Source organism: Vibrio navarrensis, from assembly GCF_015767675.1.
GTDB lineage: Bacteria > Pseudomonadota > Gammaproteobacteria > Enterobacterales > Vibrionaceae > Vibrio.
Genome location: NZ_CP065217.1, coordinates 98416 through 111115, shown reverse-complemented (window position 1 = coordinate 111115; position 12700 = coordinate 98416). Strand labels below are relative to the sequence as shown.

The 12700-nt window shown below is 49.6% G+C and carries 11 protein-coding genes; 1 reads left to right on the top strand and 10 read right to left on the bottom strand.

Going from position 1 to position 12700, the window contains the following annotated elements:
• Window positions 1-315: 315 nt before the first annotated feature.
• From polA to hemB, 3 genes are all read right to left on the bottom strand, one after another.
• Entirely contained in the window at window positions 316-3114 is a 2799-nt protein-coding gene (gene polA, locus I3X05_RS00500) for a DNA polymerase I (RefSeq protein ID WP_193167040.1), read from the bottom strand.
• 615 nt (window positions 3115-3729) lie between these two features.
• On the bottom strand, window positions 3730-4170 hold the full coding sequence (locus I3X05_RS00495) for a GNAT family N-acetyltransferase (protein WP_045572339.1): 441 nt from the start codon (window positions 4168-4170) through the stop codon (window positions 3730-3732).
• A 56-nt stretch (window positions 4171-4226) separates the two neighbouring features.
• Window positions 4227-5273: a porphobilinogen synthase gene (hemB, locus tag I3X05_RS00490; RefSeq protein WP_045572338.1), complete on the bottom strand. Its 1047-nt coding sequence runs from the start codon at window positions 5271-5273 to the stop codon at window positions 4227-4229.
• A gap of 148 nt (window positions 5274-5421) precedes the next feature.
• Between hemB and I3X05_RS00485 the strand changes: the two genes are divergently transcribed.
• Window positions 5422-6186: a TatD family hydrolase gene (locus tag I3X05_RS00485; RefSeq protein WP_045572337.1), complete on the top strand. Its 765-nt coding sequence runs from the start codon at window positions 5422-5424 to the stop codon at window positions 6184-6186.
• Window positions 6187-6547: 361 nt separating this feature from the next.
• Here I3X05_RS00485 and tatC read toward each other — a convergent pair whose 3' ends face one another.
• From tatC to rmuC, 7 genes are all read right to left on the bottom strand, one after another.
• The gene (gene tatC / locus I3X05_RS00480) at window positions 6548-7294 is read right to left on the bottom strand and encodes a twin-arginine translocase subunit TatC (protein WP_045572336.1); all 747 of its coding nucleotides are present in this window, start codon (window positions 7292-7294) and stop codon (window positions 6548-6550) included.
• A 65-nt stretch (window positions 7295-7359) separates the two neighbouring features.
• The gene (gene tatB, locus I3X05_RS00475; RefSeq protein ID WP_045572335.1) at window positions 7360-7755 is read right to left on the bottom strand and encodes a Sec-independent protein translocase protein TatB; all 396 of its coding nucleotides are present in this window, start codon (window positions 7753-7755) and stop codon (window positions 7360-7362) included.
• 3 nt (window positions 7756-7758) lie between these two features.
• The gene (gene tatA, locus I3X05_RS00470; RefSeq protein WP_045572334.1) at window positions 7759-7995 is read right to left on the bottom strand and encodes a Sec-independent protein translocase subunit TatA; all 237 of its coding nucleotides are present in this window, start codon (window positions 7993-7995) and stop codon (window positions 7759-7761) included.
• Between the two features lie 52 nt (window positions 7996-8047).
• Window positions 8048-9682: a ubiquinone biosynthesis regulatory protein kinase UbiB gene (gene ubiB, locus I3X05_RS00465; protein WP_045572333.1), complete on the bottom strand. Its 1635-nt coding sequence runs from the start codon at window positions 9680-9682 to the stop codon at window positions 8048-8050.
• Window positions 9679-10284, bottom strand: coding sequence for a ubiquinone biosynthesis accessory factor UbiJ (locus tag I3X05_RS00460; protein WP_045572332.1), 606 nt, complete (start codon window positions 10282-10284; stop codon window positions 9679-9681). Before I3X05_RS00460 ends, ubiB begins: the two co-directional genes overlap by 4 nt.
• An 8-nt stretch (window positions 10285-10292) precedes the next feature.
• A complete protein-coding gene (gene ubiE / locus I3X05_RS00455; protein WP_039422589.1) occupies window positions 10293-11075 on the bottom strand; it encodes a bifunctional demethylmenaquinone methyltransferase/2-methoxy-6-polyprenyl-1,4-benzoquinol methylase UbiE in 783 nt (260 codons plus the stop codon).
• 72 nt (window positions 11076-11147) lie between these two features.
• Window positions 11148-12662, bottom strand: a complete 1515-nt coding sequence (gene rmuC / locus I3X05_RS00450) for a DNA recombination protein RmuC (protein ID WP_045572331.1) — start codon at window positions 12660-12662, stop codon at window positions 11148-11150.
• Window positions 12663-12700: the final 38 nt, after the last annotated feature.

Here is a 12700-nt window from a genome sequence, read left to right as displayed (position 1 = left end):
TTTATTGAAAATTAATAAATTTTATTTTGGGCAATAAAAAACGCCCCAGTCAAAACCTGACTGGGGCGGCTGAATCAGCCTAATCCAATAACGTGAAACAAAAGGTCTGAAAGATAGAACATCTTACCTCTGTACCCTACGAGGATTAATGTACAACAATTGGTCATAATTGCAAACTTTTTTTGTAGTTTATTTTCATGAAACCTTTATTAAGCTACAACTCAACAATTTCTCTTTGAACTTATTTAGATACAAAAAAAAGCCAGAACTTGTGCTCTGGCTCATACAATTTATCCGTTTTCGCACAAAAAGTGATTAGTGCGCCTGATCCCAGTTATCACCATGGCCTGCATCTGCGACAAGAGGGACTTTCAGCTGCGCTGCAGATTCCATCAATTCCTGTACTTTACTTTCAATTTCGGCCAAAGATGACTCTTCCACTTCCAGAACCAGTTCATCGTGTACTTGCATCAACAGTTTAACCCGACCATCGCCCTCTTGCTCGATCCACTGATCAACCAAAAGCATCGCTTTCTTGATGATGTCTGCCGCCGTGCCTTGCATCGGTGCGTTGATCGCCGCACGCTCCGCCGCTTTACGACGCATCACGTTACGTGAGGTAATTTCCGGCAAATGCAATCGCCGGCCAAAAATGGTTTCGACATAACCGAGTTCAGACGCCGTGCTGCGAGTATCTTCCATATACTGCATAACGCCGGGGTAGCGCTCGAAGTACTTATCCATATAGCCCTGCGCTTCGCCACGCGGAATGCCCAACTGCTTCGCCAGACCAAACGCACTCATGCCGTAGATCAAACCAAAGTTCACCGCTTTAGCGCGGCGGCGCTGCTCGGAGGTGACTTGATCGATGCTAACGCCGAGAATTTCCGCAGCGGTCGCGGCGTGAATGTCTTTGCCCTGCTGGAAGGCATCCAACAAAGCCTGATCACCGGAGAGATGCGCCATAATACGCAGCTCAATTTGCGAGTAGTCCACCGCAAGAATTTTGTAACCATGCGGCGCAACGAAAGCCTGACGAATACGACGCCCTTCTTCATTACGGATCGGAATGTTCTGTAAGTTAGGATCGGTAGACGATAAGCGCCCCGTCGCTGTTACCGCCTGATGATAAGAAGTATGCACGCGACCGGTGGTCGGGTTAATCATCTTCGGCAACTTATCGGTATAGGTGGATTTGAGCTTAGCCAGACCACGGTATTCAAGAATCACTTTCGGCAATGGGTAGTCCAGCGCCAGTTCTTGCAGCACCTCTTCATTGGTCGAAGGCGTTCCCGAAGGGGTTTTCTTCACCACTGGTAATCCCATCTGCTCAAACAGAATGGTTTGCAGCTGTTTGGGCGAGTTCATATTGAACTCTTGCTCGGCGATCTCGTACGCTTTTTGCTCTAACTCATCCAAGCGCAGCGCAATTTCCTGTGATTGCGCGGACAGTTTCATGGCGTCAATCAAAACGCCAGTGCGTTCAATGCGAGACAGCACAGGCACCAAAGGCACTTCAATCTCTTCATACACGGACTTGAGTTTCTCATCCGCGTTGAGCGACTCCTCAAAGCGATTGTGTAGACGCAAGGTGACATCGGCATCTTCTGCAGCGTACACCGCAGCTTGATTGAGATCGATCTGGTTGAAGGTTAACTGATTTTTACCTTTGCCTGCGATCTGCTCAAACGAGATGCAGCTGTGCTGCAAGAATCGCAGCGCCAAGCTGTCCATATCGTGTTTGCCACCAACGCTGTTGTAAACGTAAGAGGCCAACATGGTGTCGTGTTTGATACCCCGCATCGCAATGCCGTAGCGAGCCAATACCGAGGCATCGTATTTTAGATTCTGGCCTACCTTCGCTTGCGCATCATCTTCAAGGATCGGCTTAAGTTGTGCTAGTACCCAATCGCGATCCAGCTGCTGCGGCGCATCCAAGTAATCGTGCGCCACGGGCACATAGGCCGCGATGCCCTCTTCAATGGCAAACGAGAGGCCCACCAGATTCGCCACCATGTAGTCGAGGCTGTCGGTCTCGGTGTCGAAAGCAAACAGCTCTGCCGCTTTGAGCTTATCTAGCCATGCATGGAAAGAGTCTTGGTCAAGAATCGTTTCATACTGGCTACGATCAATGTTTGCCGCCGACGTGTTCAGCTCTTTAGCTGGTGAAGCCGCAGCGCTGGTATCGCGTGTGGATGCCGCTTTTTCTACCGCTTCAACCACACCCGTGCCGCCATCAAGTAGCTCGGTCAACCAAGATTTAAAGGTTAACTGACCGTAGAGCTTTATTAACTCATCTTTATTCGGCGCCATTTTGTGCAGAGACTCAGGCGTTTGCTCCAGCTCAACATCGAGTTTGATGGTCGCCAACTGATACGACAACAGTGCATTCTCTTTGTTATCGAGCAGTTTTTTCGCCATGGTTTTCGAGCCACGAAAGCCCAATGCAGCGATGTCATCAAGGCGCTCATAAAGTGAAGAAATCCCGCCAATGCCCTGCAACAAGGCGACCGCCGTTTTATCTCCCACACCGGGAACGCCTGGGATGTTATCCACTTTGTCCCCCATCAGGGCGAGGTAATCGATGATCTGTTCAGGCGGAATACCGAATTTTTCAATCACGCCTTCTCGATCCATCACCACATTGGTCATGGTGTTGATCAGAATGATGTTGTCATCGACCAACTGCGCCATGTCTTTATCACCAGTGCTGATCAACACCGGCATGCCTTGTTGGGAAGCTTGATAGGCGAGCGTGCCAATCACGTCATCCGCTTCAACGCCGGGTACGCAGATCAGTGGCAAGCCCATGGCGCGGATCACATCGTGCAGCGGCTCAATCTGACAGCGCAAATCATCCGGCATAGGCGGACGGTGCGCTTTGTACTCCGGATACATCTCATCACGGAAAGTCTTGCCTTTTGCGTCAAACACCACCGCGATACGCTCAGAAGCAAATTGGCGCATCATGCTACGCAGCATGTTCACCACTCCATAAACCGCGTTGGTCGGTATCTCACCATTGCTCATGGTGCCTGGGTAAGCATGAAATGCACGATAGAGATAGGAAGAACCATCGATCAGAATCAAGGGATTTTCAGGAATACTCGCCATAATTGTAGATATCCAGCAGACATTAAATTTGATGTGCTAAGGATGCCACGTCTACACCACTGAATCCATGTTGCAGATGCAATCGTCCTTTACGGTGTACAAAATCTTATGCCAACTGAGCATCTCAAGCTGTGGATAACTCTGTTTATATTAATTATCCACTGGATATGCACTGGTTAGGAAGCTAATCAAATTAACAATTAAACCTTTGTTTTTAAATAACAAAGCAAAAACACCAAGACGTGAAATTTGATCCTTTCAGGATCCTAGCATGTGGAAAAAATATTTTTTGTTGAAAAACACAGCAGATTTGTCAAGAAAATGCGCATAAAAAAAGCGACATCAAAAGATGTCGCCTAGCGAAATACGGTGCAGCCCAATCGGTGAGTACCACGGCCTGACCAGAAAGCTATAAATTACACTGGAAGCAATGTGAGCAATGTCGTGTCAAAAAGAATGCGTACAAGTTCTGGGCAGTTCAGTCTCATTACTTATTAACACCTTGGTTAATCGGGCAACTCAACATCCTTGTGAACTATTTCGTATTCCCTCAGACGCATTTAATAATAATGATTCTCATTTGATAGTCAACATCTAAATGAGAAAAAATCTCATTTATTTTGATAACTGTTTGACAAAGTGGATTCGAGACTCAGCAATATTTTCCATTTTTTCAAAATTATCAATCAGATAGTTATTTCTCAACAATAACCTCAGCATGGAGGGAAACTGATTGCGTGATTTGACTCTTATACGTTGATATCCCTGCTCAAGCGCCAAAGCCTCTTGTTCCTCTAACAGGCGTTGCGCTACGCCATAGCCTCTCGCTTGTGCTGAAACACCGCCAAACCAGCTGTAGAACTCATCACTGGTTAACTGATAGCCGATTTTAAATCCCAGCAACTGCTCACCTTGCAATGCCACCAACACCAACGATTTCTTGCCCTGCAAGCGCTCATTCAAAGTGTGCACGGTTTCTTTGCGCACAAACTCGTTGATTGTCGCCACCACCGCGACCACTTCCTCCAGCGATCCTTGACGCACTGTTATCGACATCGTTTCTCCTAGCATAAAAAAAGCTGGCCGAAGCCAGCCTGTTAAGCTCTTTGCTCTTACTTTGTTTGGCGCAAATGTGCGGCCGTTTGAGCATTTTCTTCCGCCAGCCACTCGGCAACGTCTTTCGCAAAGTAGGTTAAAATGCCGTCCGCCCCTGCACGCTTAAAGCACAGCAGCGATTCAAGCACAGTTTCACGCTCTTTTAACCAACCATTGAGAATAGCGGCTTTGTGCATCGCGTATTCACCCGAAACTTGGTAAGCAAATGTCGGCACCTGAAGCTCCGTTTTCACGCGGCGAACCACATCCAAGTACGGCATCCCCGGTTTTACCATCACCATATCCGCCCCTTCGTTGATGTCTAACGCCACTTCGTGCAGCGCTTCATCACTGTTGGCCGGATCCATTTGGTAATTTTTCTTATTGCCGCCTTTTAGGTTGGCTGCTGAGCCGACTGCATCTCGGAATGGTCCGTAGTAACATGACGCGTACTTGGCCGAATAAGCCATGATTTGCGTATGAATATAGCCAGCCTCTTCTAACGCTTCACGGATTTTGCCAATGCGGCCATCCATCATGTCCGACGGTGCCACCACATCGGCCCCTGCCTCGGCGTGTGAGAGTGCCTGTTTGACTAAGACTTCGGTGGTTTCGTCATTCATCACGTAGCCGTCTTCATCAATGATGCCATCCTGACCATGAGTGGTGAACGGATCCAACGCAACGTCGGTGATCACACCCATTTGTGGAACGTGCTCTTTCAAGGCACGAACGGCACGCTGTACCAAACCTTCTGGGTTGTAGGCTTCAGCCGCACACAAGCTTTTCGCATCCTGATTGACCACCGGAAACAGAGCGATGGCCGGAACACCTAACTGCGCCAGATATTGCGCTTCTTCCAGCATCAGATCGATAGACAAACGTTCCACGCCCGGCATGGATTCGACGCTTTCACGGCGATCTTTACCCATCAGAATGAACATCGGATAGATCAGATCGCTGACCGTTAACTGGTTTTCCGCCATGAGTCGACGACTGAAATCGTGCTTACGCATACGACGCATACGACGCGCCGGGAATGGCCCCTGGATAGATACAGACACTCTATTCTCCTTGTCTGGTGTATAGAATTGGCGAAATCATATCACTCTAGGTGCATGACGCCAGCAACAAAGCGGAAAAATGGCAAAAATGACCAAACGCTCACACTGACGTATAATCGCCCCACTGCTTTTATAACGAGACTCCGTAATGATCGATACTCATGCCCATATCTACGCCAGCGAATTTGATCAAGACCGTGCACAGGTCGTAGCACGTGCACAGCAGCAAGGCATCAGCAAGATCTTGTTACCCAATATCGATCTCAAATCGATTGAGCCAATGCTCGCTACCGAAGCCGCCTATCCCGATGTCTGCCGCTCGATGATGGGATTGCATCCATGCTACGTCGATGCCAATGTCAAAGAGACACTCAGCATCATTCATCACTGGTTTGCCAAACACCCTTTCATTGCGGTGGGTGAAATTGGCATTGATCTTTATTGGGATAAAACCTATCGCCAAGAGCAGGAGTGGGCATTCATCACCCAACTTAATTGGGCCAAAGAGATGGATTTACCTGTGGTGATTCACACGCGCGATTCGATTGAGGAGACACTAAAATTGCTGCGACAAGAGCAAGATGGTTCACTGCGCGGCGTGTTTCACTGTTTTGGTGGTAGCGTGGAAGAGGCCAAAGCGATCAACGATCTCGGTTTTCATCTTGGCCTTGGCGGAGTCTCCACCTTTAAAAACGGCGGCATGGATCGCGTGATCCCACAGTTGGATATGAACTACGTGATTTTGGAAACGGATTGCCCTTATCTCGCCCCCGTGCCACATCGGGGCAAACGCAACGAACCCGCTTACACGTCACTGGTTGCCCAACGTGTGGCCGAACTGCGCGGATGGTCGCTGGAAGAAGTGGATACGCTCACCACCCATAATGCGCAGCAACTGTTTCAACTACCCTAACACAGAGTGTGATACAGGTCACTCATCAGTGAGCCACTAGAAAATGAGAGAAAGCATGTTTTTAAACAAATAATTCATTAAATTATAAAGACTTTTTATTATTTTATGGATAAAGATCACATACAGGCATGGTATAACACTCCTATTGCATATATGATCCAGCGCACAAAATACATAACACGTGAGTTATCAGCATGTGCAATCATAGTGTTCACTTACAGCGTCAGCATCGTACTTTTTGGCATAAAATCATGGGTGTAAAAGAGCTTTACATCTGCACCAAATGTGGCCATGTGGTCAAAGTGAAATAAAAAAAGCGGCTTCTTCAGCCGCTTTTCTTATTTTGACTCATGCCTTGAGATCACTCATCACTCTCCGTCAGATCCGCTTTACGCGTATAAAAACGCGCAAAGAACAAGCCCACTTCGAATAGTAAACACATTGGGATGGCGAGTAAGGTTTGCGAAATAATATCTGGCGGCGTGAGCAACATACCGACGACAAATGCACCAACCACAATATAAGGGCGTTTTTCACTCAAACTCTTCGGATTGGTGGCCCCAGTCCAGCAGAGCAGAATGATCGCCACTGGCACTTCAAAGGCGATGCCGAAGGCCAAAAATAGCGCCAAAACAAAATCTAAGTAGCTAGCGATATCGGTAGCGAACTCGACACCGCCCAATGAGATGGCGGTGAAAAAACCAAACACCAGCGGAAAGACCACAAAATAGGCGAACGCTACACCGCAATAAAACAGCAGCGAGCTGGACACCAACAGCGGCATCACCAAACGACGTTCATGCTTGTACAAACCGGGCGCGACAAAAGCCCACACTTGGTACAAGATGAACGGCACCGCCACAAACACAGAAGCGATCAAGGTCAACTTCAATGGCGTGAAAAAGGGCGACGCCACATCGGTGGCGATCATGGTTGCCCCTGCCGGTAAACGTTCGACCAAAGGCGCTGAAACGAACTCATAGATCTCAGCGGAAAAATAGATTAACCCGACAAACACCACCAGCACCGAGACGATCGCTTTAAGTAGTCGATTACGCAGTTCAAGTAAGTGGCTAATCAGGGGCTGTGTCTGCTCTACGGAAGACATATCAAACCTCTACAGTCAAAACAGAGCAAAAGGAGCGGCCATAGGACCGCTCCTGAGAAAAGAGACTATTCGGCTTTGCTATCTGCCGTTTTCGTGGGGTTGGCTTCGGGCGCCGAATCAGGTGCTTTTTCTGTCACTGACTCCTTAGGCGCAGAAGCCGCTTCAGAGGCAGCGTAAGGTCGGTTGACCGACTGCGCCGCTTGCTGCAATTGTTCCACCGACGCTTTGAGCTCTGGCGAGAGATTTTCCATCCCCATTTGCTCCGCTTTGCGTAAGTTTTCCTGCAACTCCTGCACTTTCAGTTCGTGTACCAACTCATCTTTAACGCTGTTGGCCATGCTGCGCGCCGCACCAATAAAGCGCGACACGCTGCGAATTGCATGCGGCAAACGTTCTGGCCCCAGAACTACCAGGCCCACCACAGATATCAATACCAGTTCCCAAAAACCGATATCAAACACGAATTATGCCTGCTCTTTATCTTTTTTGGTTTCGTTTGCAGCTTGCTTGGTTTGCTGCTCGAGACTCTTTGGTTCGAAGTCTGCGTCTTTTTTGTCTGACTCATCGTCATTCATGGCTTTCTTGAAGCCTTTGATCGCTCCGCCCAGATCGCCGCCAATGCCACGCAACTTCTTGGTTCCGAACAGCAATATAACGATGACAGCAATGATTAGCAGTTGCCAGATACTGATACCACCCATTTTCTTTACCTCGGGTTTTGTAAAACAAACAATTTGATTAAGAGTTTAACGCCTATTGACGATAAGCTCGCCAGCTAAACAGCCAAAATGTGACGCCCATAAGCGCCGTTATCCATGATAGCTGCTCAAACGCATGGTCCACCAATATCGCTGAGCATACGACTAAGGTGGCGCCAACGCCAAATAAAAACTTTCCTGTCGCCTGCGAGCGCTTGCTTTGTCGATAGCCCTGATAAAGCTGATCCATTCTCTGGTTCATCGCTTTACCTTGTCTTAAGCTGTCGTAAAGCAGCTCCGGCAATTCCGGTAATTTTTCTGCCCAGAACGGCGCGCGATCTTTAATCGCATTGAGCACAGCCTGCGGGCCAACCTGATTCATCATCCAGCGCTCTAAGTAGGGCTTGGCGGTTTCCCACAAATCCAATTGCGGATAGAGCTGTCGCCCTAGCCCCTCAACGTAGAGCAAGGTTTTTTGCAATAGCACCAGTTGCGGTTGCACTTCCATATTGAATCGGCGTGCTGTGTTGAACAAATTCAGCAGCACGTGACCAAAGGAGATCTCACACAAGGGCTTGGCAAAAATAGGCTCACAGACGATACGGATCGCGAACTCAAACTCGTCGATATTGGTATCGGCTGGCACCCAGCCGGAATCGACATGCAGCTCAGCCACCCGACGATAATCACGATTAAAAAAGGCCAGAAAGTTTTCCGCCAGATAGCGTTTATCTTCACTATTGAGTGTTCCGACGATGCCGCAATCCAACCCGATCCACTGAGGATTTTCTGGGTGTTTAGGGCTGACAAACACATTCCCAGGATGCATATCCGCATGGAAAAAGCTGTCACGAAACACTTGGGTGAAGAACACGCTGACACCACGCTCGGCCAGTAGCTTCATGTTGGTGCCGTTGGCAACCAAGCCTTCAATATCAGAAACTTGGATGCCATATATTCGCTCAGAAACCATGACAGTTTCATTACTGAAGTCCGGAAAAACTTCCGGCACGTACAACTCTTCACTGTTTTCGAAATTGCGTCTGAGTTGGATAGCATTGGCCGCTTCTCGGCGCAGATCCAACTCATCCAGCAGTGTTTTTTCGTACTCACGCACCACTTCAATCGGCTTAAGACGACGTGTCTGCGGCAGCGCTTTGGCGACAATACGTGCCATGCGGAGCATCAGTTTGAGATCGGCATCAATGATGGGGCGAATGTCTGGGCGAATGACTTTCAAAACCACTTCACGACCATTGGATTTCAGGCGCGCAGTATGTACTTGCGCAATCGATGCCGACGCCAGCGGTGTGACATCAAACTCATCAAACCAAGTTTCAAGCGGCCCGCCCAAGGCTTTCTCTATTTGTGCCTTCGCCAAATGGCCATCGAAAGGAGCGACTTGGTCTTGCAGCAGCGCTAAAGGATCTGCAATGTGCGGCGGGAAAAGATCCCGCCTCGTTGAGAGCATCTGACCAAACTTGATCCACACGGGCCCAAGCGATTGCAACGCCAAACGCAGGCGTTCTCCGGGCGGCTTATCGGCGTGACGATTTTTAATCCAGAATAAGCTTTTGCGCAGTAAAAGGGGCGCTTTGGTTAGCTGGTGCGCCGGTAAGAGTTCATCTAAACCGTATTCCAGCTGCACTTGAATAATCTGATACAGGCGTTTCAGTTCGGTTGGCGTCATGCTTTCTCCAGCAATCGCGTCAAACGCGCTTCCAATTGGGCAGTGGCACTTTGCAGGTCATCCACTTGGTCACAAAAGTGCGCCACTTCTAACGGCCCCGGCGCCACACGCCACTCTTCGGTTAACACTTGCCCCAAATGGTTTTGATGTTTCTTCGCCTGAGCACGCAAAAACTCGCCAACATTGCGCGCCCCTTGCACGGCGCTGTGAGCAACCACATCGCCAGTGACGCGCGACAGCCACTCTTCCACATCCGGCTTGGCATCGGTCATCAACTGGGCAAACTTCTGCGCCAATTGGATATCGCCGTCCAGCACCAGTTGGTCTTGCTTAATCAGACGCGTGATGTTGGCCTGCTCACGCAATTGCGGCAAAACCGAGAGATTGAGCGACAAATAGCAATCTGGCTGGCCTTCATAATCGGCCAGCACATCGATTTGCTGACTGAACACAAAGGTCAGCGTCTGGTCGAGCTCTTTGAGATGGATTTGGATCACCTGCCCTTTGAGACGTAACAGGCGACGCTGTAGATCCGGATTGTCGTTGAACAACACATTGAGTGTGGTTTCAATCGCAGCGGTGATCAGCGGAGCAAAAGGCATGGGCGACCTCAGAATTTAAAACCACGGTGCAAAGCGACAATGCCGCCAGTGAGATTGTAATACGAGGTATTGTCAAAGCCCGCTTCGTTCATCATGCCTTTCAGTGTCTCTTGATCTGGGTGCATGCGAATCGATTCAGCCAGATAGCGGTAACTTTCTGCATCGTTGGCCACCAACTGGCCCATTTTAGGCAACAGATGGAACGAGTACGCATCGTATACTTTGGAAAGCGGTTCAAAAACCGGTTTGGAAAATTCCAGTACCAACAAACGGCCGCCGGGCTTGAGCACGCGAAACATCGAACGCAGCGCTTTCTCTTTGTCGGTCACGTTACGCAGACAGAAACTGATGGTGATGACATCAAAATAGTCATCCGGAAAAGGCAGCTCTTCTGCGTTGGCTTGCACGTAATGCACATTGCCGACGATGCCGCTATCACGCAGCTTATCGCGGCCAACGTTGAGCATTGAATTGTTGATATCAGCGAGGATAACGTGGCCTTTTTCACCGACGATGCGCGAGAATTTCGCCGTCAGATCGCCCGTGCCACCACCAAGATCCAACACGCGCTGCCCAGGGCGAGCACCACTGCAATCAATGGTAAAGCGCTTCCAAAGACGGTGAATACCACCCGACATCAAGTCGTTCATGATGTCGTATTTCGCGGCGACCGAATGGAACACTTGCGCCACTTTGGCGACTTTCTCGTCTTTGGCGACAGTGGTAAAACCGAAGTGAGTGGTTTCCTGTGATTCTAAGGCTGTATCTGATTGCACGCTGATATCCGTCATTATTCTTCCTCTTGAGCAGCACGGTTCGACATCGGACCCGGTTTTCGTTATACGGCCCTCGACTGCGGTCGATTAGTTTACTTTATCCTCAGCGGGATGTCTTTCTACTAAAGGGTCATTTTGCGCTAATTGCGCCAATTCGGCCGAAATGGGCCGTTTCACTTCAACCCCTAACTCTTTGAAACTTTCGGCTTGGCGAATGACGTTGCCCCGCCCCGTAACCAGCTTATTCATCGCCCCTTGATAGCTCTGATTGGCTTTATCTAATGCGCCGCCGAGGTTTTGCATATCGTCGACAAACAGGCGCAGTTTGTCGTAGAGCTTGCTCGCGCGCTCGGCGATGATTTTCGCGTTCTGATTCTGCCTTTCGTTGCGCCATAAATTGTCGATGGTGCGCAGCGCCACCAGCAAAGTGGTCGGGCTGACGAGAATGATGTTGTGCTCCAGCGCCTCTTTGACCAAGCTGGGATCTGCCTGAATGGCCAACTGAAACGCAGGCTCCACCGGAATGAACATCAGCACGTAATCTAAACTGTGGATGCCGCGCAACTGGTGATAATCTTTGACACTCAATCCCTTGATATGACTGCGTAGCGCCGCCAAGTGTTCGCTCAGCGCCTGCTCGCGTTGCTCGTCCGTGTCAGCATGAAAATAGCGTTCATAGGCGACCAGCGCCATTTTCGAGTCAATCACCACCTGCTTATCTTGTGGCAGAGAGACAATCACATCCGGCTGATAGCGCTTGCCCGCTTCATTTTGCAGGCTAACCTGCGTTTGATATTCGTGCCCTTCACGCAGGCCCGACTCTTTGAGCACCCGAGCCAGTACCACCTCGCCCCAGTTGCCCTGCTGCTTGTTGTCGCCTTTGAGCGCTTGGGTCAAATTGAGCGCTTCCCGGCTCATCTGCTCGTTGAGGCGCTGCAAATTTTTCAGCTCATGCACTAAGGTGTGGCGCTCTTTCGCTTCTTGGCTAAAACTGTCGTTAACCTGCTTTTTGAACCCTTCTAACTGCTCTTTCAATGGCGAGAGCAACCCCTCTAAACTGAGGCGATTTTGTTGATCCACTTTGGCGGTTTTCTCTTCAAACAACTGGTTCGCCAGCAGCTCAAACTGCTGCTTGAGGCGCGTTTCCGCCTGTTCAAGCAACTGTAACTTCTCTTGATTGGCTTGATTGACCTGCTCGTGGCGCGCTTGCTGCTCACGCAGTTGTGTCTCTAAGCTCGCTTTTTCTTCACGCAGGCGGCTTAGCTCGTCGGCGTAGTGCTGGCGTTCTTGTTTGACCGCCTCGAAATAGCGCAGCTTCTCTAGCGCGGCCATCAACTTGCCGTGCGACTGCTTGACCTCAAACGCCGCTTTATCGCGCTCTTCGTCGTATTCATCCAGCTCGCTTTGCGCTTGGGCTAAGGTGCGCGTGAGCTGCTCAATCTGGCTCTTGGCTAGTTGTTTGTCACTTTCAAGTTGTTGCAAAAGCAACTGATTCTGATAGGCGAATTTCTGTTTGGTCCACCAACTGGCGAACGCGGCACTGCAGGTTGCGGCGCCCACGACCGCCAGCAATAGGGTCTGATTTTCGATAATCCATTGCATAATAAGGAGTTGACCGAGCTAAGATGCGTGCTTCAATG